Raw genomic sequence first — 22049 nt, forward strand, 5'->3', positions numbered from 1 at the left:
CTAAACTATGAACATTACGCTCACTCCTGAATGGCAATCCTTATTGCAACATCAGTCTCGTCTTGAAAAAAAACATTTACGCGATTTATTTGCCGAAGACCCGCAGCGCTTCACCCGTTTTTCGGCGGAATTGGATGGGTTGCTGATTGATTATTCTAAGCAAAGAATCGATCAGCCAACCTTGGATAGTTTATTAGCCTTAGCGCGGCTTTCTAAGGTCGCAGGCTGGCGTGATCGCATGTTTGCCGGGGAAAAAATCAACATCAGCGAAGACCGCGCGGTCTTGCATACCGCGTTACGGAATATGGATTTCAAACCGTTTCCAAACGCAGAAAATGATGTGATGCCACAAGTGCGCGCTGTACGCAAACAAATGCGTGACATTGTCGAGCGTGTCCGTAGCGGACTGTGGCGTGGCTTTAAAGGCGATGCAATTCAAAATATCGTGAATATCGGTATCGGTGGTTCTGATCTGGGTCCCAAATTGGCGACCCGTGCTTTATCCGCCATGCAGCATCCGAATTTGAATTTCTATTATGTATCCAATCTTGACAGCGCGCATCTGGCGCCGTTGCTGGAGGATCTGGATCCACGTACGACCTTGTTTATCGTGGCGTCAAAAACCTTCACTACGCAAGAAACCAGCATTAATGCCCACACGGCACGCACTTGGTTGATGGCGGCAGCGATGGAAGAATGGGCCGTGAGTAAGCACTTTATCGCCGTCACTTCCAGCCCGGAGAAAGCGCATGAATTCGGTATTCCTGACGACAATATCCTGACCATCTGGGATTGGGTAGGTGGTCGCTATTCATTGTGGTCAGCCGTTGGTTTATCGGTGGCGCTGGCGATTGGCATGAGCGGTTTTGAGCGCATGTTGCAGGGCGCAGAAACCATGGACAAGCACTTTTGCTCGACCCCGCTGGAGCACAACTTACCAGTTTTAATGGCTTTGATTTCGGTCTGGAATACCAATTTTCTGGGCGCAGAAACGACCGCAATTTTGCCTTACAACGAATCCATCCGGCACTTACCGGCATTCCTGCAGCAGCTGGAAATGGAATCGAACGGCAAAGCCGTTGGTCGTAATGGTGAACCTTTGACCTGTCGCGCGAACCCGATTGTCTGGGGCGAAATCGGCGTTAATGGTCAGCATGCGTTCTTCCAGTTATTGCATCAAGGCGGCTGGTTAATCCCGTGTGATTTTTTGGTGGCTGCGTCCAGCGATCATCCTTTGCCTGGCCATCAAGCACCTTTGTTAGCCAATTGTCTGGCACAAAGTGCTGCACTGGCATTCGGTAAAACTGAGGCACAGGCGCGTGAAGAGTTGAAGCTAGCCGGGCTTAACGAAGCGCAAATTGCCGCTTTACTGCCACACAAAGTTTTTGCCGGTAATCAGCCATCAACGACTATCTTGATGCCGAGTCTCGATCCATTCCAACTTGGTATGCTGCTGGCGCTGTATGAGCACAAAGTGTTTGTACAAGGCGTGATCTGGGGCATTAATTCGTTTGATCAATGGGGCGTGGAACTCGGTAAACAACTCGCCAATCGGCTGCTGCCAGCCATCCTTGGCAATCAGGATTACGACGCCAACCTCGATCCTTCCACTAGCGGCCTCATCGCCTACTTCCGCCGTCACGGTCACGTGTGATCTGCCGAAGAGGATAATTTGAAACATTCAAGTTATCCTTGTCTTTTCATTGCATTGCATTTCATTTCTGTTCTTAAATTCAATCGTGGGAGCATGACTCTTATCAATGATTGTCTCATCAAACAGCAGATAACTCCCCCATACCCGTCACCATTGGCGTGATCACATTCTCCAAGATTAATTGCGCTGTTAGCTGATCGAGCAGCCGAAGTCTTTTGATAGATTCATGGCTCATGTTCTCTGCACGGTCGGCAAAATTAGTTAGTGTTTGCTTCAATGGAGTGACCAATAATTATTGGCAATAATCACGCTGTGTCGAGTGTCGTTTCACATCTCTTACGTTTCCCAGTTTTATAACTTGATGGGGTGGCATCAACTTATAAAGGATTGCAAACAGAGACAGATTTTATATCGCTAATCTAAGGGATATTAAACGTTGAAAAATCGACGTACATTCGCACGAGTAATTTCTATCCGCAACTTTTATGCTGTTTTTATGAATTTTGCGTAAGCCCTAGATCACTTTCTTATTGCATTATTCATACAAAACCTACGGCTGTAGGTAGTTTACGTGTATAAAAAACATGCTTATTTTGTATGAATTGCGTATAAATGTTACTTATTGTTACTTTAATCATCTATATGTAACTTAATGTTTAATTACGTGTAACATATTGTTTTGTTTGATTGGTTTTGAAATATCACCAATAGTTACATTTTATAAAAAAGCTCGCAGTATGAAAACTTTAAATCGCATTGTTCTGATGGTTTTAAAGTCACCGTGCCTTCACGAAGAATCTCTTGAAACTTCTAATTTAGAAATAGTTCTTGACCTGATTTGTTTCTGAAAATCTTAGCGGTAACCTTTTTATTTCTTTTTTTATTAAGCTTAAAAATTAAGCATTTGACAACTAGCTGTTCGATATTTTTGAAAGCATGTAAAAACCGCTTTTTTCCTTTATACCGGAGAAAAGCATTTTCTAAAGAGGTTGAGAATGGCCAATAAATTTAATAATTTGATTAAGAGGATGATCGCATCTAAAACATTGCTTGTTTTTTTTGCTGCCATCGCGCTTGCTGGTACTGCTAGTGTTGGCGTAATAGCACTTCAAGATGCGGCTTCGACAGCAGATACAACTGGTCACAGAGGTGTTACCGATACTTCGCAAGCGCCAGATACGAATTCGCCTAACAAAGAGTCTGATTTTTCGGTGACGAATAATGGAGAGAATGAGCTCAATTTCATTAACAAATATGATTACTACGATCAAATGGATAATCCATATGCATACGCAAATAGGTTTATGCAAGTTAGCGAAAACAAGTTACGAGAGTTAGCTAAGGCTAAATTTTCAAACACTGACCCCCTTACAACCGATGATTTAGTTACTCCGCCGAAAAATAAAGTTGCCTTTTTGGTTGATGTATCAAGATACCCAACTTATCCCGGATATTATTATCTGTACGGATATGACAAGAGCGGTGAAAAATGGCTTGCGGCTGGCACATCTGACTCATCTTATGTAAAAAATAGTGGTAATTGGAGTTTACATTGGTCTTCGACCACAAATTTGTTGCACTTCAGGAGCGACAAGGGAGAGGATGGGGCGAGTAAGAATTATTGCATTGAATATGCAACCAACGGTGCAAAGATTAAACCCTGCATGATTAACAATCCCTTACAGATGTGGTATCCAAGTAATGCCGATGAACCAAATAACGCAGTTCCATTAGTAATATTTAAGTCACTTTACAAGAAAAATCAATGTTTAGGGCTTGCTGACGATGGGTATGCCTATTCTAATTATAGGTGTAATAACGGTATTAAGAGCACACAACGTTTAACGATGACTCTATACCAAGTACCAGGAACCAAGCGATTTTATTCGCCTACATTTTTCAATGATAATAAACAAACTGTTACTCCGTGGACAATATCACCATCTTGCGCCGTTCAATTATCAAATTATTTAGTTAATAAAGATAACGCTGATAATTCGGACACCGATCTGTTAACTTGCTTTCCTGTGGGCAAGGAAAAATTGGCAATTCCAGTAAAAACTGGCCACGATCCTGACATTTTAAAACGGTCACTAGATGGCAATCAGCCCCCCAATCCGGTCTATAAAGATCATCTTGGTAGAGAAGTCGAGATTGTCAAAAAGTTAGATCCACTCGCCCCTGGGCAAAGCCGCGTTTATGTCTTTGGAGTTGGGCAAGGTAACTTTGTGATGTTTGATGGTTATGGCTGGGAACATCCAGTGATCGTTGATGCCGGGAGTCTAGAGCGGACTGCTGAGTGCAATAGCGATGGAACCCGGCGACTTGCAATAGATCGCTTTTTAACCAGAACTGATGCGGCTCAGATTGCTCGCTATTTGATGCAGCCACAAGGGGAGAACAGCCCAATTAGAAGGCCTTTGGTATTTGTTAGTCACCCTGACCAAGATCATACGAACTTATTGGCTGACGATCCTGGATTGACTACCATTTTTGGTATATTAAGTGGTTCACGCATTTTTCCGCAAACGATCTACCTCGGCGGACATTATGAAAATTACTCAGCCCCAATGCGAATGTGGATATCAGACGTCATAGATCATGGGGGGGCTGGCACGGGCGTTTTTGATAGCATCGAAATCGGCGTGAATCCACGTCAAAGTTTGGCTAGAGACCTCACACAACCTGGTGCGTTAAGCTTGATAAGCGCAAGTTCTCCCGTCTCGAACACTGCTACGGCCTCAACCAGTGGTGCGGCCTCGACCAGTAATGCGGCCTCGACCACTGTAACGGCCTCGACCAGTGGTGCAACAAATAACAACACGGGAGCAATCCCCAAAAAGCGTAAGTGTACTTATAATACGCCACGAGAATCTAAAAGGCGTAAAGTTGATAGACCACGAACGCCCTTTGATGCCAGTATTGACCTTATCCCTACAACGGGTGCGCTGCATGGACCTCGAATTAATATTTTAGCTTCAAATCATAATTCCAAGGATCCGAATGCGACCAGTCTCATCGTACAATTAACTAGTGGCGATTACTCCGTGATCACTTCTGGAGACGCTGCCCGTGCAGCTGAAGCAGAGGCAATACGTACTGCAACTAGATTACGATCATTGGAAGGCAGGACGCAAGGTATCTGGATAGGTTCTCATCATGGAGCTGATACAGATGGAAGCAACAGCTTGGCCTTTGCTGATACTGTTCAGCCGGCGATAATTATTTTTTCTACTGGGAATCATGGGGTAAGGTACGGGCATCCCCGATCATCAAATTATGATAGGTTGATCAATCATGTTATGTCGATATCGGAACATCTGTCCGCGACTAAGACAGACAAAGACAACACTGTGACTTGGACATATAAAAAGAATGATAAAACTGGGGAATATGAACAAGTCGATCTGGAAAAGAAAGCTATGACGGCGGACGAGAAAAAGGCGTCACTGAGTGAATGGGAGTTTGATATGATGAGTCAAGCGATATTTAATACAAGAGAAAACGGGTCTATGATCTTTACGCTGACACCTGGTGGCGCTTACTCTCGAGTAAATAATGCAGATATAGCGACGCGAAACGTAACTAACTTCACCCGTATTCAATTGTATATGCCGGGAAATTTAGATAGATCTGAAGTTCAAGCAGGTATCAATCAAATTATTCAAAACAACATATTCGAAACATCGGCCAGTATTCTGGCAAATTTCAATAATTACGTTTTGGCACGTGAACCTGCTGATAGGACTCATCCACTTTTCGTGATGGATGATGGTACCGCAGCATCCTTACCGGCCTCTACTGCAGTATCCTCACCTGCCGCTACCGCAGCATCCTTACCTGCCGCTACAGTGGATGGAGGACTAGACTTTTTCACAGCTGCTGTAACAGTTATTAGATTGTATGCTATGAGCCAACTAGCCAATTTGCAGAGCCCGTGGGGGAAGTCGAAATAAGTTGTTCTTTCAGATAAAAAATAAAGAGCAGAAACTCTCTGACAATGTTTTTTTACAGGAGCTTAAATTCAGCTCCTGTCAGATTGAGAATTCGCCACACCGAAGTCTGGTGTCAGATTCTTTTTATGTCGATGTTGTTTATTTTTTGTTTGCTGTTGACGCGTATCGCAAGTCCGCTTTCTTTCGATGGAAAGCAAGCGGACGGTGCTTACCATAGCGATAGTATTCGTTGCGCCCTGAAGTTCAATTGCGACACTGTTGTTAAATCTATCGTGCGCTTTATTTGTTTGGACTGACCCGTCCTGAAATAGATTGACAGTTTTCTTCCTAATTGAAAGGAACGTCAATGGAATCAAGCAAACGTAGGAGTCAAAGAGATTACACGCTGGCTTTTAAATTGTCAGTTGTCGATCAAGTAGAAAAAGGCGAGATAACGTATAAGCAAGCACAATTACGTTACGGCATACAAGGTCGCTCAACGGTTCTGGTTTGGTTGCGCAAACATGGGACGCAAGACTGGCATACTATCGGATTAAGAAAAAATCTCTCTACATGTAAGTCCAAAGATCCTCTACCCCAAACACCTGAGCAACGTATCAAAGAGCTTGAAACGCAGCTCAAGGAGGCGAATGAAAAAGCCCAATTATTTGAAGCGATCGTCGCTGTCATTCGAGATGATTTTGGTATTGCCATCCCAAAAAAGCTTTCCGGCAAGTCCTTGAAGAAAAGAAAGTGCCCGCAATAAGTATTACCAAGGCTTGCCATTATTTTGGGTGGACACGTCAGGCTTATTATCAACAAATAAGCCGGGATCAAGTACGAGAAGGTGAGCATGATCAGGTTGTTCGATGGGTTAGTGAGGTGCGCTTACGTCAGGCCAGAATCGGCACGCGTAAGCTGTACCATTTAATGCGGAACTGGTTACAACAAGGAGGAATCAAGCTAGGACGGGATGCGCTGTTTAAGTTACTCAAGGAGCGCCGCTTACTGGTACAGAGAAAACGTGCCTATCATAAGACAACCAATAGCCATCATCGGTTTTATAAGCACCCTAATTTACTCAAGGAAGGCGCACAGCAGGTGATTGCATCCAAGCCGGAACAAGTCTGGGTGGCAGATATTACTTATATTCCGACCAAAGAGAAATTTGTGTACTTAAGCTTGATCACGGACGCCTATTCGAGAAAAATTGTTGGGCATCATGTGCACGCTAGTTTGCAAACCGAGGAAGTCAGCGTTGCTTATAAGTTGGCATTACGACACAGACGAAGTCATTCGCCATTAATTCATCATTCGGATCGCGGGATTCAGTATTGCGCTACGTATTACCAACAAATCCATCAACGATTTGGCATTCAGTGTTCAATGACAGATGGCTATGATTGCTATCAGAATGCACTGGCTGAACGGGTCAACGGTATTCTTAAAGAAGAATTTCTATTGCATACGCCAGCCAATTTAGCAGAGGCTCAGAAATTGATTGCGCAGTCCATTGATATTTACAACACTGAAAGGCCACACACATCACTTAAAAACAAAACGCCCGATGAGGTTCATCGGGCGTGATTGCAACAGTTTTACCTGTCAACTTATTTTAGGACTAGACAGACTTCGTCATTGCAACGGATATTGAATTAAGTTATCCAACGTAGTTGTAGTAAATCTACGCTCAAATTGTCACATCTGAACTTCGCTGTATCAACTCAATCTTATAACCATCAGGGTCTTGTACAAAGGCAATGATGGTTTTTCCACCTTTTACCGGACCAGCTTCACGCGTCACGTTGCCACCACGTTCCTTGACGGCAGTACACGCTGCCTCTGCATCAGGTACGGCAATCGCGATGTGACCGTAGGCCGTGCCCATATCGTATTGCTCTACGCCGTAGTTATAGGTCAGCTCCAGTTCTGCATGTTCAGGATTGCTGCCATAGCCCAAAAATGCCAGGGTATATTTGTATTCTGGGTTATCGGATTGGCGCAGTAGGTGCATGCCCAATACTTTGGTATAAAAATCGATAGAGCGCTGCAAATTTCCGACGCGTAGCATGGTGTGTAAGATTCTCATGGTTTTTCCTTGGCTGGTAGGGAGAGTGGGGGGGATGATTAAACATCGGTCATGGCTTTAATCCGCCATTCTTACATAAACTTTGGTTCTGCGTTATTGCGTGAAATAGTGCCTTTGGTAATATAGGGTTGATTTGTTATTTGGACATTGCGTTTTGATGTCACGCAGTCGATGTTGTTATTTGTTTTGTTAATCAGTGATCTTCATTACAGGCCGCTTCCAGACCGCTTTCCAGCCCGCTTTCCAACTCTCATCGCAGACCTTCTCCGGTTTGTGGCTGAGGGTCTGAGATGAGGGCGTTGCTCGCTTTTTAATGAAGCAAGTTCGTGAGGGATTTCTATATTTTATCTGCCGCGAAATAGCCTTCGTCATAGGCTTTGCAATAAGTCTTCCAATCTGCATTGACTTGCTTTGCACATTTTTCGCTGAGTTTTATTAGTTGCTTGATCCAGTCTTTTCCCTGCGAGAAGGCGATCAATTCATCGGCTGTCGCAGAGCCTTGGCGCCCAGAGCTGCGTAGCTGCGCCGAGGCGACGACGACGCCCATGACTTCGATCACTTTTTTAACATCGGTGAGCGAGCTCACTGAACCATCCAAAGTAACACGGTCTTCCGAAGGCTGTAGCGCGCGCAATATGTAAGATTTATTTTTGATGGTCACCGGGTGCAAGAAGGCCATAGAAACTGCTTGCATGCGTTTTTGCACCGTCACCACACGTTGCGCTTCCGACTGCCATTGTGGTTGTGGCGTATTCAAATACGGTGCCAAAGAAGAGGGAACTGCCTCTTTTAAATCGAGTAAATAATTTTGATCCGGACTGCCTTTGCCCTGAACCAGAATAATGTAGCGATCAACACCGAGACTGCCATTGCCCGCAATGCGACGCGCGACATCGATAGGTTTAAAGAATTTTTTATCAGGTTGATTTTCGGCAAATTCTTTGAGGAATTTCTCGACCATTTCTCTTTGCTTCGGGCTCACCGCTAACGCTCGTTTGCCATCAATACGAATGCGTCGTTTTTCACCTTTAAAGAGTGTGCGGTGATCAAGAAAATCACAACGTTGTCTGAGTTTGACCGCAGTTAATAAATTGCGTACCAAACCGACGGAAGTTTCTCTTTCTATCCAATGACTTTTACCGCTCGCCAGCACAGTTTGATAGCTCGATAAGAATTCCTTGACGAGACCTTTGGCATCTTCGCTATTGATGCCCAAACTTTTGGCGCCGACCAAAATACTCGTCAGGAAGCGAATTAAATCCCAGTGTGTCGGTGCCAGCACTGCTTCATCGAAATCGTTCAAATCGAAATACGGGAGGCGGTTATCGCCCTTATAGCTACCGAAGTTTTCCAAGTGCATGTCGCCCATGCACCATGTTAGCGGCGCTTGCATCGCGTGCAAATCCGGCGCCACGCGTTCATAGAAGAGGTGACAAGTGGCGCGCAAAAAAACGAATGGTGAAGTGCGCATGTTGCGATATTTCATGAGCAGCCGTTCAGGCTCACGTGTTTTATTAAAGCTAGAAATCGTCGAACAAACATCGATCATTTGAGGCTCCTGTATATTAAATTCGTTTTAAACTTGCCATGCGATTTGATTTTTGATCCCGCTAGAATCTAGCGTAAAAATTTTTGAAAATCATCATCTGCAATACTCTTAAAGACATAACCTTCGGCGAGCAAACGCGTAATAATTTCGTCTAAATTTTTTAAAGTATTCGGATGAATTTCATGCATCAGCACGATACCACCATTATGTGCATGCACGGAAGAAATGACGTGCTCAAGATAATTTTTGCGATTTTGTGCAAGTACGCCGCAACTAAGCGCTTCTTTTAAATCAACACTACCTTTGTGATCAAACGCCCAGTCGCACGAATCAACATGCCAGCCGACAATTTTCTGGTCCATTGACTTGAGTAATTGATTGGATTCGCAACTCGAATTACCGTAGGGGTAACGAAATAATTTGTGTGTATTAAATGGCGCACTTATTGCGTTGCTTTTTTGAATTTCTACGGCCTGTTCTTCCGCCGTGATTTCATGAAAATTTGGGTGACTCCATGAATGGTTGGCGATCAGCGTGTAGTCAGATTCTTGTACGAGTTTAACCAACTCAGGATGTGCTTGCACTTTGTCACCGATCATGAAAAAGGTCGCCGGAATTTTATGCTTTTTTAAAATTGCCAAAATAAATTCCGTTTGAACTGGTTCCGGACCATCGTCAAAGGTCAGAGCGACTTCTTTCGCTGGAGGTATCAGACTAATTTCTGATTCATAACGGCAGGTCGTTTTTAATGTTTCTTCATCTGTCGTTAAGCGTTCTTTTAACTTATTCATCCGGTGTTTTTTGATTTGCCCCGTTTCATCTTTGACATTGTGTGTCGGGCTAGCTGGTGGCGCATTGACGAAAGTAGCACTGGCAGATGTGCTCGCCTGAGTCGCGGCTTTTGTCTCTAGGCCATCCGCCGCCTGTGTATTGCCTTCAAAGAAAAAGGCAGACAGGACGGTAAAGCACAGAAAGCTGAAAAAGCGGAGGAGCGTATTCTTAAAATGACTGGAATGTTCCATGGCGTTGATGTCAAGGGCTAATAATAAAGTCAACATTATCTCTAATTTTGGAACTTGACCCTAATGTTCGTGTTGAAATTCGTCTTGAACTCAGTCTGTGAAAAATATTGCACTTAGAAAATAGTTCTTAATTCCGTAGCAAAGAGAATATTTTATTTCCATGCGGAAATGGTTAGATATTGTTTCGCTACGTAACTATGCGCCCAAAGCTTATTAAAATAGAGCTTTGGTGAAAAGTAGCCTACTGATTTGCCTTCACACAAACTAAGATCAGGCTGACGTTATCGGGCTTGATGCAGATTTTTATTGAGTAAGTGCTTTGGACAGACATGGATTTGTCCCAGACTAGGTTGCCTGGATTGCATAGCGCCTACCTTCGTTATAGCAAAACAGGAATAGGAAAAATCAACATGAAATTTAAGTTACTCTCTTTAATAAGCTGTTTCTTTGTTCTGGCGGCGCAATTAATAATGCCTGGTCCGAGTTTTGCCGCAGCGTCACCAAGTACAACAGATATTGTCTCCGTCAGTAGTGGACAGTGTTTGAATGTGTATGGCGGCCAAACAACTTCCGGCGGCAAAATTATTCAGTGGCCGTGTGACGGCGGTGCCAACTCTAATTGGACCCTGACACCCTTAGCCAACGGCAACTACCATATTGCCGCCCTGAACTCAGGCATGTGTCTTAACGTTCCTGGTTCGAGTCAGCAGTCGGGTGTGCAATTAATACAATGGCCTTGCCAAAGTACGGCGGTCACCAATGATCAATGGGTGATTAAGCAAGTAAGTTTGTCGACGTTCCAGATTATCTCCGTGGCGACAGGTCAGTGTGTGAATGTTTATGGTAACAGTCAGGCCCAAGGCACACAGATTATTCAATATGCTTGCCAGAACGCAAATGGTGTTACTAACGATCAGTTTTCTTTGTATTTGCCAAGTGCCGCAATTGGTACTTTGCCATCAAGCTGGAGTGGTGTGATTCCTATGCCGCTCACACCGGTCGGGATCGCCAACTTGCCGAACAATAAACTCATGATGTGGTCTGCAGATTCTCCTGTCAGCTTCAATGGCGATAGCGGCTATGGAAATAGTCAAACGTATACCTCGATTTTTGACGTTGCGAGCGGTACGCCATCTGCATCGACAATTGTCAACGTTGGTGCCAATATGTTTTGTCCTGGTACTGCATTATTGCCAAATGGTAATCTGCTCGTGAATGGCGGTAGCAGCAGCCCGAAAACGCAGATTTATAACTGGCAGTCGAATACCTGGGCGGCCAGCGGTAACATGAATATCCCACGTGGCTATGAAGCTGACACCACCTTGCCTAACGGTAGCGTTCTGACCTTAGGTGGTTCATGGAGTGGCGGTGGAAACAGTAAGAGTGCGCGGAATCGGACTGCAGAGGTCTGGAGCAGCAATGGCAATTGGAAAGTCATGAGCGGCATTCCGGAAAACAATGTGATTGGCCCTGATCCGCAAGACGTTAATTCGGTGTACCGCGGCGATAACCATCTGTGGTTATTCGCGACCAGCGGTGGCATGGTGTTTCATGCTGGCCCAAGCGCGCAAATGAATTGGATTAATACCAACGGTAATGGAACAATCAGCTCTGCCGGTAACCGCGGCAATGATCCGTATAGTATTAATGGCAATGCGGTCATGTACGATATCGGAAAAATTCTTAAAATTGGCGGTGCTCCTGCTTACCAACAAAATTCTGGCACGACGTATGCAACGAACTCAGCCCATCTGATCGATATTAGTGGCGGCAGCACCAAACCTGTACAAACCAAACAATTAGCAGGGATGAGCTATCGCCGTGCTTTTGCTAATGCCGTGGTGTTGCCAAATGGTAGCGTTGTGGTCGTAGGTGGACAAACTATTCCTCAGCCATTTACAGACTCGTATGCCGTGATGGTGCCAGAAATCTGGGATCCGGTAAAACAAGTGTTTCAGTCATTGAAACCAATGCAAACACCTCGTACCTATCACAGCACGGCGCTCTTGCTTCAAGATGGACGCGTTTTTGTTGGCGGCGGCGGCTTGTGTGGAGCCGGCTGTCCGCAGAATCATTTGAATACAGAAATTTTGACACCGCCGTATTTACTGAATGCAGATGGCAGCCCTGCAGTCAGACCACAAATTGCTTCTGCACCAGGTAGTGCGAAGTTGGGTAGTCAAATACAAGTCAACACCCAAAATCCGGTGACCAGTTTTGCATTAATGCGCTTGTCGGCAACCACGCACACAGTGAATAATGATCAGCGCCGGGTTCCATTGACTATTTCGACACAACAGGCGGCAGGTAGTACTGGCGTTTCGTATCGTTTGACTATACCTGCCGACAGCGGTATTGTGTTGCCAGGTTATTACATGTTGTTTGCATTGAACGCGCAGGGTGTTCCTAGCGTTTCAACGATTATTTCAATTAGTTAAGCGTACATGGTGCGGTGAAAATACGTCTAAAACTTGTCCTGTATTTTGTATGGAGCACCTTCAACGGTAGCGTATGTGTTGCTGCTGAAGGGGTGCAAACTTCAGTACAAAGAGGAGAGGACTTGTTTTATGGTCGAACCGAGGTCAATGGTAAGCTTTACCTTCATAACCGTACGCTAGGTTCACCTTATGTTCGATGTGTGAATTGTCATCATGTCGAAGATCAACCCAAGTCATCAAAACTGAATACAAACGAAAACTCGTTTGGGCCTTTGTTGGGCGCGCATTTTATTCAAACGCCCAACAACTCTCGCGGCGGTCCGGTTCGTTCCTATGAACCGGAGAGTTTTTGTAAGATGTTACGTAGTGGCATGGATCCATCACAAATTTTGATACGCACTGATATGCCGCGATATATATTGACGGATGATGACTGCAACGCCTTGTGGTCTTTTCTCATGGCACATTAAAATGATGCCTCAAGATCAGCCTCAAAATCAGCGTCAGCGTCAGCGCCGTGATATGTTACGGTTGATGAGTGCGTTGCCTTTACTCTCGATCCCGCTCCCACTTTCACTTTCACTATCACTGCTGCCTGTCGCATCAGCGTCTGCTGGTACTGCAGTGGTTGATGGAACCTTGGGTGGGCATGGCTATTTTTATCCTCCAGTCTTGTTGCCGGATTTTGGAGTGACTGATCACACCGGAAAGCATGCCTCTTTCCGCCAAATCTTGCATGGGCATATTAGTCTCGTGCAGCTCATTTTTACAAGTTGCTCCAACGTCTGTCCAATTCAAGGTGCGACCTTTAGTCAGTTGCAAGAATTGATTCCAGCCGCGCACCGTTCTAAGGTACAACTACTGTCGATAACAATAGATCCGCTGAATGATAATCCTGAGGCGCTGGCTGCGTGGTTAAAGCAATTTAATCCACAGCCGATGTGGAAAGCATTGAGACCAGACATCAAGGCAATCGATACTGTCCGCCAATTGCTGAATCAAAATAAGACGGATGTCAATTCACATCTCAGCGAAGTGCTATTAGTCGATGCCTCCTCCAAGCTGGTATGGCGTTCATCGGAACTTCCCTCATCAGAAGCGTTGGCCGACAAGGTATTAGCACTTTTTGTGAAACGCTAATTTTCACGCAGAAACAGACCAATCAGGATTGGTTGGCGGGATTAGATGGAATCAAAAAATCAAAATGCGGCTCGCTACCTGTTCGCGCTGGATAATACAAAATTTGTGTACCTTTGCCATGTTCCAGTGGGAAGTTCATGATCTCAAAAATACGTTGATCGCGTCGAGAAATAAACGCATTTTCATTTAATTTGAAGAACATGCCGTAGCTGGTTTGTTTGTCGCTGACGACATTCTTACCTGTCTTCGGATCAACGATGGTGGCGGGCGTCAAATGCTACCGTGTCAGATTAATCCGTTGCTCACATTCTTCCGAACTCATTACGTTGCGGAGCTTTGTCGAGCGTTGTCGAGCGTTGTCAAATCAGGGCGCTCGGCACGGGCGCTGATAAGTCTTTGTTCTCATCATATTTAATTATTCCATAAAGACAGACGGCGGCGTGATGCCCATTTGCGGCAGGGTACTTGGAAAATCGATCGTCACCAGACGGTGCTTGGCCAGCATTTTTTCTAATTTTCTGAGCAGGCTCGTTTCCGTAAAGGGCTTCACAATAAAATCATCGACCCCCGCATCAATTGCCGCGAGGATATGTTGCTTATTGGCGGTCGATGAATACATCAGAATGGGTAAGCGGAACCGTTCAGGGTCATGTCGGATCGTGCGAATTAAATGCAACCCGTCCATATATGGCATGACGTGATCTGTAATGATAAATTCGATCGGTGCCCCGATATATTTTGTGGTTCGAAAGGTGCGTAAGGCCATCTCGCTATTTTCAGCTTCCGAGATTCTGCCAAACCCGATATTTCTTAAGAGACTAACCATCAATCGCCTCAAGTGCGGCTCATCACTGACCACCAGAAAATGAAGATCTGTATTCATAGGAACGTATCTTTAGTCGCAATCACTTGGACAATGAAGATAGCAGTCGAATGGAGGGCAGCTCTGTTCGGTGGGTAACCGATGCCTTTACGCCCTCGTTAAGTTGCGATGTATGCGGTCTCGAAAAAAATCAACGATATCAACACACTTGCTTATTTCACAGGTTGCGCAAATACCGGCAGGCTGCCGGCACCAGATTGACCAATGGCGGCAACACCAAAGACGTAGTTATCTTTCGATATTCCTTTAAGGACGTCATGGTCGATCAATCCAACATCTTTGGTGTGTTGCCATACGCCAGCAGCAGGTTCGCGCCAGACAATCCGGTAACCAGCCACGGACTGATCGATGGGGGCTTTCCAGACCAGACTGGTGTCATTGCTGAGGTCAACCACTTTCATGCCAACCTCTTGAGGTGGTAGCGGGGCCAGTGCAAGGCTACCCATTCCTGCGGCGTTGGCCTGGGCGACTCGTGCAACGTAGCTAAAATCCACAAACTCGGATAAATCACCTTGTTTGACACCGTTTTCAAGGCGAATATTCTGATGTTGATGGGCAAAGTTTTCAAACGGTTCGGTGAAACGTACAGCGGCATAGCCCCGTTCTAGAAATGGCAGATGATCACCGCCACGTAAGAAGCGATCACGTCGATGAATCAGGTTGATATGAAAGCCCGGTAAATAACTTTCCGCCGCTTGTTTCAGATAGCGTCCCAATTGATGCGTCGGCGTATCATCGATACCGCCGCTGCGTAAGATCGTATCGATCATTTTGCGTGATTCTTCTGGTGAGCGAGCCAAGGTCGTGGTTGGGGGCGCTTTTTGCCCGTCCAGGACGGTTTTGAGTAATGGAGTGAAGCCGTCAGCAAACAGACGTACCTGCATGTCATCGCGTTGTCCATCATCACCGACTGGTGAACCGATGATATCGTTATTGAGCATGCCGATAATGTTGCGATGTTCTTGTGCGGCAACTTCGGCTACATGTTCTGCACCTAACAAGCCTTGTTCTTCGCCTGCCACATTCATAAAGACGAGCGTGGCCGGCCATTCATACGGTGCAAATGCACAGGCCATCGCCAACACTGCAGCGCTGCCAGACGCGTCATCATTGGCTCCAGGGGCATCGCTGACAACATCAAGTACATCGGTTGCCCTTGAATCGTAATGTCCGCTGACGATAATCACACGTTCGGGTGAAGCGGTCCCCTTGAGTGTTGCGACCACATTAACGATATTGGTTGGTTGTGGCACGCGGCGACCAACAGGCTCGATATGCTCATCGAGCGTGACAGTCATGCGGCCGTGACTTTTGGCCGCACACTTTGTCATTTCTTCGGCAATCCAGCGTCGTGCTGCACCAATACCCCTGGTCTCAGAAACCGTGTCAGACAAGGTATTGCGCGTGCCAAAAGAAACCAGTTTGTCATCATAGTATTTGATTTGAGATGACCGGATATTTTCGATAACGGCAGAAATCTGTCGATCTGGTGCGAACTGTTCCGCGCTGGCGTTTAGCGATGACAAGGTGATGAATAAACTGGGTAGCAATTTGCGCACAGTAGAACCTCCGTAATGGTTTGTCTTCAAAGTATACACGTCAGTGATTTGCATGTCCGCTGGGTTTTCGCACCTGTACTTCGATCTCTGTCGCGCTATTTTGTTTGTGTGGCATTGAGTGCCCACTCTCTGATTGGAAGCGTGCAGGTTCAGTTAAAGTGCCGTTGTATTCGAAGGCTACGGTGCCAGGTGGGTGGGCGAACCAGCCGGGGTCTTTGTAATCTCCCGGCTTTTGATGTTTGCGTACCTTTAATATACTGAACATGCCGCCCATTTCGACGCCACCAAACGGACCTTCTCCGGTCATCATTGGTACCGTGTTTTCAGGGAGAGGCATTGCCATTGGAGCCATTTCAGCCATTCCACTTTCACCCATGACCATATAGTCCGGCACCAGATTTGTGATTTTCTGCACAACGTCACTTTGGTCGACACCGATCATGGTAGGTACTTCATGACCCATCGCATTCATGGTGTGATGGCTTTTGTGACAATGAACCGCCCAATCGCCTTCCTCATCCGCAATGAATTCGATTTGCCGCATTTGTCCTACGGCGACATCGGTGGTTACTTCTGGCCAACGTCCCCCTTTTGGTGTGGGGCCACCGTCGGTGCCGGTTACCGTAAATTCATGACCATGTAAATGGATAGGGTGGTTGGTCATTGTCAGGTTCCCGACGCGAATACGTACTTTGTCATGTTGACGCACATTCAGCGTGTCGATGCCCGGGAAGATGCGGCTATTCCAACTCCAGATGTTGAAATCTGACATCGTCATAATTTTGGGCGTGGCGCTGCCAGGATCAATGTCATAAGCGTTGAGCAGAAAGCAGAAATCGCGGTTGACCTCGTCGATGAGTGGATGCTTGACCTTGGGATGCGTTACCCAAAAGCCCATCATTCCCATCGCCATCTGCGTCATTTCGTCTGCATGGGGATGGTACATAAAAGTGCCAGCGCGCCGGGCGACAAATTCATAGACGTAAGTTTTACCTGGTTGAATCGATTTTTGCGTGAGACCACTCACGCCATCCATGCCATTGGGTACGCGTTGCCCATGCCAATGTACACTGGTGTGCTCAGGCAGCCGGTTCGTGACGAATACTCTGACGCGGTCACCCTCGACCACCTCAATTGTTGGTCCCGGACTCTGGCCGTTGTAGCCCCATAGATGTGCTTTAAAGCCGGGTGCCATTTCGCGTACCACCGGTTCGGCGACCAGATGGAATTCCTTGACACCGTTGTTCATGCGCCAGGGGAGCGTCCAACCATTGAGTGTCACAACTGGGTTATAAGGTCTGCCGGAATTGGGTACCAATGGCGGCATGGTATCTGGTGATGTTTGACTAACTGGCTCTGGTAGGGCAGCCAGTGCCACTTTACTGACCGTCGCCGCAGCGACTGCTGCCGTCATCGTACCTGCACCACGTAAAAAGTTTCTTCTTGAATTCATTGTGTGTACTCCGTTATTCTGCCATGCCAGCGGTGAATCCGCTCGTCGGCGGGGCGAGGTTGGGCTTGCCTGTTAAGGCCATGTCCAGATCAGCCTGTGCGATCCAGAAGTCGCGTAGTGCCTCGATATAGCTATTTACAGTGATGATTTGAGTACGGGCATCGGCCAGTAGATCAAATACACCAATGAACATACCGTTGTAGCGTAATTGGTTTTCTTCGCTGATACGCTTTTTGATGGGCACAATTTCGTCGCGATAATGACGCGCTATATCGTAGCTGGAACGATAGATTTGATAGGCTTCGCGCACTTCGGAACGGGCATTGATCGCAGTGTGCGCGGCGATGTTGATCGATTGCATGTAAAGCGCCTCGGCCTTGGCAACTTTGGCCGTACCCCAATCGAACAAAGGTAGTTCGAATGAAACTTCGTAGCCATTTTTGTAGCTAGCCGCAGCTGCACCTTCCAGTACGCGAGCCGGACCAAATTCCAGAACGTTGATCAAGCGCGTAGACTTGGTGAGGCCCAGATTCTTGGCCAAGGCCTCAGATTGCAAACGCGCTGCCTTGACATCCAAGCGTTGATTGATGGCCGTCTGTTCGACGTCAGGCAATTCATTGAGAAGTTGCGGTAGGTCAGGCAATCTTTCAGGTAAGGTAAATTGTGTCTGCTGGCCCCACAGACCAAGCAGACGCGTGAGCCGTTCGCGGCTAGCCACAGCAGCTTGTTCCGAACGAGCGAGGCCTAACACAGCATCAGCATAAAAACTCTGTTCCCGCGCTTGCTGCAATTGGTTGAAATTGCCAAGTTGCGTCATGCGGCGCGCCAATTCGGCGCTGGCCTCCGCTGCTTGTCGAACCTGCTGCGCGTACCGTACTGATTCTGCGGCGGCGACTGCCCGGTAATACGCCTTGCGTGCTTCGGCGGCCAATTGCAAGACGTCGAGGCTGACAATACGTTGCGTTTGTTCGAAACGCCGTCGTTCAATGGCGCTGGTTTGCGGTATTGTTACTAAGGCGAATAGGTTGAAGGTGATCGCTTGCTCGATCTTGAGTTCACGTCCATCTGCGCCAGCCTGACTGGCCCGTAACATGGTAAAGCGCGGATTTGGCAAACGTCCGGCCTGTACAAGATCGGATTCGCTGATAGCCAGCTCGGCAAACTTGGCTTGCAAACCACGATTGTTCAGCAGAGCTAGTTGCACGGCGTCGTCAACGCTTAAGGGTTTATCCAATAATTCGGCAACTCGTTTGGCAATGGCGACTTCGTCTGCCTCTGATCTGGCCCAGGTGACGTCTTTGCCGAGCTGCTCGCGGGTAGTAGCGGCAACACTGTTGAACCCACCGTCCTGAGTAAAGGTGGCGCAACCACTTAAGAAGAAGGTTGCAATGCCATAAACAGCAAAACCGACGACACGCTTAGTCTGAAAATTAACGGCGTTCATCGTAGGCCTCGGTGGTTTTGGCGCGATATGGAAGTTGGTGCAACGATTAATGCGACGAGCGCCGCGCTTACTGAAGGCCGACTTGTCCGGGATTGTGGCTGTGCATGGACGGACGTAGAAGCCGGCATCACGCCGGCCTGCACGATATCTCGCATCCCGCCATTGGGGATAAAATTTTGCATGAATTTCTCACGTGATCATGTGGATTGACCTGCAAGCAATGCACGCAGGAACAGCAATGCAAGCAGGAATAGCATGTCAATGACACTATGCCTTAAACACACTTACGTGTTAGCTAAGTATCATTCTTAGGTAATGAAAAATCGTGGTGGCCGGTCAAGTCGACTGCGATGAATCGAGAGTTCTGCAACAATCAATGCGGCGAAATCCTGAGATATTACGGGCACCGCAATAGCTCTGTTGTATGCCGTTGGAATAGCAACGCTGGCGCAATATGGTGTGCAGTGATCGCATTTGTCTGTGACAGTTTTCGCTTTTTCAACTGTCATTTTGTGATGCAGATGGTCAACGTGATCTGAGGTCGCCTGAACAATATCAGAAACTGACATTATGGGTAGCTCTGGATTCGGATGATCGTGCTCGCACGTACTCATACTCGCTTGCGCTATGCCCTGAAGGGATAGCGCCAAGAGTAGAAAACATGTTAACAAAAATCGCCAGATAGATCGGGTCAAAGTCATCTCAGTCAGAAAACAAGGTGCCAGTATCCGCTGTAATTTGACCCGGCGTCAAGTAGTGGCAAGTAGCGTCAAGTAGAGTCACTTTCATCAACTGGCATAGCAGGCTTCATTATTTAGATTGAGAAAAGCAGTCAGATAAATATCGCCAGAATACTGTTCAGTCATATTTTACGATTTTTGCATTTGCTGCTGGAACGTGATTTCGATAAATTCTGCCGGGCGTGACAGCGCAACTAAAATCGTCACATTCAACATTCCGTCTAAGATATCTTGCGCAGTCATAGTTTCACCCAAACCGACAAATACTGAGAACGCATCGTCCGGGCTGGCACCCGCCAACCCACCGCGTTTCCAAACATTGGTCAGATAATTGCGAGCCATACTTTTGATGTTGTTCCAGGTATTGGCGACGTTCGGTTCAAACACATATGCTTTGGTTGCCAGGCGTAGTGATTCCTCCAACATGATCATAGTGCGACGCACATTGATATAACGCCAGTCCAGACTGTTACCATCGAGCGTGCGGGCTCCCCAAACGAGCGTACCCTCACCAATAAAGGTACGGATTGCATTAATTGACTTACCTGCTGTAGTGACATTCAGATCTTCCTGCTCTTCGTTAGTGATATTGACTGCGGGACTATCGACAGAATTTAAACTGACATTGGCTGGCGCTTTCCACACACCACGAGTGTTATCGATGGTGGTGTAGATGCCCGCCATCGCGGCACCAGGTGGTAGCAGATTGAGTTTTTTCTTACATATACCCATCAACGACGCATACAAAGGACTATTCATTGACAGGAATTTATTCACGGCATCAACGTGATTGGCAAACGCCACTTTGCGCTGATCTTCGGTCATCGCAGCTGCTGGCTTTGGCGCTGGATTAGCCGTCAGGAATTGATCAATTGTCTGACCGATGTCATTGACGGCATTGACTTTGTCATTCCAATTCTTGCGCTCCGTCGGATCGCCCGGAGCAGCGCCATTAAGTTTCATGTCTGCCATCAGCTGACGTTTAATCAGTGCCTGAGTGCTTGGATCGATGAACAGGGTGTAATCAAGCGCGCTGTCCTGAACGATGGTGGTATTGACCCAAGGATAATACGCGGCGCCAAAATTGAGGAAAGCGGTGCCAAGTGCATCGCGAAACTTCGCCACGCAATCGCCGCCGGGGGCGGTGCGCGCCTGAAAGCCACTATGAATATCGAGAATACTAAAGCGGTTTTTCATATCCCAACCGCAATGCAACAAGACAGCTTGCTGGACACTAATACAATCATCCGCCGACAGATTGACTGCATCAGGAATCACGATCAGGGTCGGTTCCTGTTCTTTTTTGAGCACCGTGATGCCATTTGTTAAATCACTGGCAGAGATGGATTTGGTGTAGTCACCCACCGAAACGATGTAGCATGCATTACCACCGTTTTTAAAGAACAGCATCATGCTTAGGTACAGCAGATATTTGCCAGCGTTTTGCTCTACCAGATATTCCACGTCATCAATTTTAAAATCAGCATCAACGGCGGCATCGTTAGCAGTTTGTGCTATCGCTACTGCCGAGGAATGGATCGCAACAGCAGTTGTATTGGCATCAGCAGCATCAGTAGCATCAGCAGCATCAGCATCAGCAGCCGTCAGAGTTTTCTCGCGGACACTAAAGCCAAACTTTGGTGCCCCACCGTAATAATTCACAAACTCAGAAAATGAGGTAATACGCCACGGCTTACCATCGAGTGAAGTCCCTTTGTTATCCGCTTTTTCGGTATAGCCGATAAAAGCCGGAACCGCTGTCGCCACTTCAACAACAGAATTCGGAAAAGAATTTTTTTCAACTATATAGACGCCCGGGGTTTTATCACTCATCGTATCCTACTCCAATATTACTGATTGATATATGTACTTGATATATGTACTTGATATACGCACTTGATACGATTCGCATCAAACGCCTTAGTTTAACTTAATCATTTTCTTTTCAGAATTAATGTGACAAAACGGAACCAAGTTATAGCAATATTAAAAGTCCTACTTATGGTTAATTATTTGCGCGAGTTCAACTATGAAGTGCAACTGAAGATAAATGGTTAAAGGTGGGAAGATGCAGTAGCATCCGGCCTTCCAGACCTCCAAGTCAAAGTTGCCCGAAATGACATACACACATCTTACCCAAGAC

At 46.5% G+C, this 22049-nt stretch carries 17 protein-coding genes; 6 read left to right on the forward strand and 11 right to left on the reverse strand.

Translation table 11 applies throughout. The annotated features are described in order from the left end of the window. Nucleotides 1-7: 7 nt before the first annotated feature. From pgi to ACO0K1_RS10530, 3 genes are all read left to right on the forward strand, one after another. Entirely contained in the window at nt 8-1654 is a 1647-nt protein-coding gene (pgi, locus tag ACO0K1_RS10520; RefSeq protein WP_423025424.1) for a glucose-6-phosphate isomerase, read from the forward strand. 995 nt (nt 1655-2649) lie between these two features. Then, a complete protein-coding gene (locus ACO0K1_RS10525; protein WP_423025426.1) occupies nt 2650-5610 on the forward strand; it encodes a hypothetical protein in 2961 nt (986 codons plus the stop codon). A gap of 346 nt (nt 5611-5956) precedes the next feature. After that, nucleotides 5957-7176 (forward strand): IS3 family transposase gene (locus ACO0K1_RS10530; protein WP_423025428.1). Its coding sequence is split into 2 segments (ribosomal slippage): nt 5957-6305 and nt 6305-7176, totalling 1221 coding nucleotides; the frame shifts between segments, so codons are not numbered across the junction. 103 nt (nt 7177-7279) lie between these two features. On the opposite strand, the gene gloA is transcribed toward ACO0K1_RS10530, so the two are convergent. The 3 genes from gloA to ACO0K1_RS10545 form a co-directional block, all read right to left on the reverse strand. Further along, nucleotides 7280-7678: a lactoylglutathione lyase gene (gene gloA, locus ACO0K1_RS10535; protein ID WP_423025430.1), complete on the reverse strand. Its 399-nt coding sequence runs from the start codon at nt 7676-7678 to the stop codon at nt 7280-7282. A gap of 337 nt (nt 7679-8015) precedes the next feature. Beyond that, nucleotides 8016-9227: a DUF2252 domain-containing protein gene (locus ACO0K1_RS10540; RefSeq protein WP_423025432.1), complete on the reverse strand. Its 1212-nt coding sequence runs from the start codon at nt 9225-9227 to the stop codon at nt 8016-8018. Between the two features lie 68 nt (nt 9228-9295). Then, entirely contained in the window at nt 9296-10285 is a 990-nt protein-coding gene (locus tag ACO0K1_RS10545; protein ID WP_423025434.1) for a polysaccharide deacetylase family protein, read from the reverse strand. Between the two features lie 434 nt (nt 10286-10719). Here ACO0K1_RS10545 and ACO0K1_RS10550 point away from each other — a divergent pair, with 434 nt between their 5' ends. The 3 genes from ACO0K1_RS10550 to ACO0K1_RS10560 are packed head-to-tail and all read left to right on the forward strand — an operon-like array spanning nt 10720 to nt 13827. Next, nucleotides 10720-12687, forward strand: coding sequence for an RICIN domain-containing protein (locus ACO0K1_RS10550; protein WP_423025458.1), 1968 nt, complete (start codon nt 10720-10722; stop codon nt 12685-12687). A gap of 14 nt (nt 12688-12701) precedes the next feature. Beyond that, nucleotides 12702-13157, forward strand: coding sequence for a hypothetical protein (locus ACO0K1_RS10555; protein ID WP_423025436.1), 456 nt, complete (start codon nt 12702-12704; stop codon nt 13155-13157). A gap of 1 nt (nt 13158) precedes the next feature. Then, nucleotides 13159-13827, forward strand: a complete 669-nt coding sequence (locus ACO0K1_RS10560) for an SCO family protein (RefSeq protein ID WP_423025438.1) — start codon at nt 13159-13161, stop codon at nt 13825-13827. Nucleotides 13828-13849: 22 nt separating this feature from the next. Here ACO0K1_RS10560 and ACO0K1_RS10565 read toward each other — a convergent pair whose 3' ends face one another. From ACO0K1_RS10565 to ACO0K1_RS10600, 8 genes are all read right to left on the reverse strand, one after another. Next, nucleotides 13850-14101: a hypothetical protein gene (locus ACO0K1_RS10565; RefSeq protein ID WP_423025440.1), complete on the reverse strand. Its 252-nt coding sequence runs from the start codon at nt 14099-14101 to the stop codon at nt 13850-13852. A 141-nt stretch (nt 14102-14242) separates the two neighbouring features. Then, nucleotides 14243-14710 (reverse strand): response regulator, encoded by a 468-nt coding sequence (locus ACO0K1_RS10570; protein ID WP_423025442.1) that lies wholly within the window; start codon nt 14708-14710, stop codon nt 14243-14245. Between the two features lie 152 nt (nt 14711-14862). Next, a complete protein-coding gene (locus ACO0K1_RS10575; RefSeq protein WP_423025444.1) occupies nt 14863-16269 on the reverse strand; it encodes a M28 family peptidase in 1407 nt (468 codons plus the stop codon). A gap of 40 nt (nt 16270-16309) precedes the next feature. Next, nucleotides 16310-17722, reverse strand: coding sequence for a multicopper oxidase family protein (locus ACO0K1_RS10580; RefSeq protein WP_423025446.1), 1413 nt, complete (start codon nt 17720-17722; stop codon nt 16310-16312). 13 nt (nt 17723-17735) lie between these two features. Next, the gene (locus ACO0K1_RS10585) at nt 17736-19166 is read right to left on the reverse strand and encodes a TolC family protein (RefSeq protein WP_423025448.1); all 1431 of its coding nucleotides are present in this window, start codon (nt 19164-19166) and stop codon (nt 17736-17738) included. Beyond that, complete coding sequence (locus tag ACO0K1_RS10590) at nt 19163-19348, reverse strand: hypothetical protein (protein WP_423025450.1); 186 nt, start codon at nt 19346-19348, stop codon at nt 19163-19165. Before ACO0K1_RS10590 ends, ACO0K1_RS10585 begins: the two co-directional genes overlap by 4 nt. 126 nt (nt 19349-19474) lie before the next feature. Beyond that, entirely contained in the window at nt 19475-19735 is a 261-nt protein-coding gene (locus tag ACO0K1_RS10595; protein ID WP_423025452.1) for a hypothetical protein, read from the reverse strand. 300 nt (nt 19736-20035) lie between these two features. Then, nucleotides 20036-21739, reverse strand: a complete 1704-nt coding sequence (locus tag ACO0K1_RS10600; RefSeq protein ID WP_423025454.1) for a phage tail sheath family protein — start codon at nt 21737-21739, stop codon at nt 20036-20038. Nucleotides 21740-22049: the final 310 nt, after the last annotated feature.

Source organism: Undibacterium sp. SXout20W (genome assembly GCF_049340285.1).
Lineage (GTDB): Bacteria > Pseudomonadota > Gammaproteobacteria > Burkholderiales > Burkholderiaceae_D > Undibacterium.